General features: G+C 64.5%; 2 protein-coding genes. Both read left to right on the forward strand.

Annotation, left to right across the window (positions count from 1 at the left end):
- Positions 1-312 (forward strand): NAD(P) transhydrogenase subunit alpha part 2 (locus AC1DHL_RS29775; protein ID WP_478164335.1); only part of this gene is annotated, 312 nt, incomplete at its 5' end.
- On the forward strand, positions 309-518 hold a 210-nt coding region (locus AC1DHL_RS29780), incomplete at its 3' end, for an NAD(P)(+) transhydrogenase (Re/Si-specific) subunit beta (RefSeq protein WP_478164330.1). The genes AC1DHL_RS29775 and AC1DHL_RS29780, both read left to right, overlap by 4 nt.

Below are 518 nucleotides of genomic sequence, written 5' to 3' on the forward strand. Positions count from 1 at the left end.
CACACCGTCATCAACCTGATCATCTTCGTGCTGGCCATCTACGTGGGCTACCACGTGGTGTGGACCGTCACCCCGGCGCTGCACACGCCGCTGATGGCCGTCACCAACGCCATCTCCGCCATCGTCATCGTGGGCGCCATGCTGGCCGCGGCGCTCACCGAGACCACCTTGGGCAAGACCATGGGCGTGCTGGCCGTGGCACTTGCTGCAGTGAACGTCTTCGGCGGCTTCCTGGTGACGAGACGCATGCTGGAGATGTTCAAGAAGAAGGACAAGAAGGTAGCCGCAGGCGACAAGGGGAACGCAGCATGAGCATGAACGTCGTCACGCTGCTGTACCTGATCGCCTCGGTCTGCTTCATCCAGGCCCTGAAGGGCCTGTCCCACCCCACCACCTCCATCCGCGGCAACATCTTCGGCATGGTCGGCATGGCCATCGCCATCCTGACCACCGCCGCGCTGATCGTGCAGCTCTCCGGCGGCAAGGCCCTCGGCATGGCCTGGGTGCTGCTGGGCCTG

This window comes from Variovorax sp. 10L426, assembly GCF_056395305.1.